This window comes from Psychrobacter sp. 1Y4 (genome assembly GCF_051847555.1).
In genome coordinates, this window is sequence record NZ_JBPYDE010000723.1 from 1 (window position 1) to 638 (window position 638).

The 638-nt window shown below is 41.5% G+C and carries 1 protein-coding gene; it reads left to right on the plus strand.

Annotation, left to right across the window (positions count from 1 at the left end; all coding sequences use genetic code 11):
• On the plus strand, positions 1-453 hold a 453-nt coding region (locus ACS8FC_RS18535), incomplete at its 5' end, for a helicase-related protein (protein WP_439297871.1).
• Positions 454-638 lie beyond the last annotated feature (185 nt).

The window sequence follows — 638 nt, forward strand, 5'->3', positions numbered from 1 at the left end:
TACTTACTGACAGAAGATCAAAAACTCGAAGCCCTGCAGCGTATTATTAGTGATGAGGCTGTTGAAAAGGTCATTGTATTCGCCAATCGCAAAGATCAAGTCAAGCGTCTCTATCATAAACTGCGTCAAGCACATAAGATTGTTATGCTCTCAGGTGATGTGATTCAGCAAAAACGTGAGAAGTACTTGCAGCGTTTTAAAGATGGTCACGCGTCTATCTTAGTGGCGACAGATGTTGCAGGGCGCGGTATCCATGTCGATGATATCAGTCATGTCGTCAACTATACCTTGCCGGATCAACCAGATGATTATGTCCATCGTATTGGTCGTACGGGACGCGCTGGGCAGACAGGCATTAGCATTAGCTTTGTCAGTGAAGATGACGCATTTAATATACCAGCATTAGAGAAGCATTTAGAGACCAAGTTTACGCTTGAACAGTGGCAGGAATAATTATTACAAATGGATATCATTTAACCAATAAACCCCTTAATATCATTTTTGATATTAAGGGGTTTTTGTACGCTTGGTAAAGTGAACGCAGTACTCAAATTATGTGTTAGAAATTATTGAGCATGATGCATGGAGGTGGCGTCATCGCCCATATCGTGCATGCTATGATCCATATGGTTATCCAT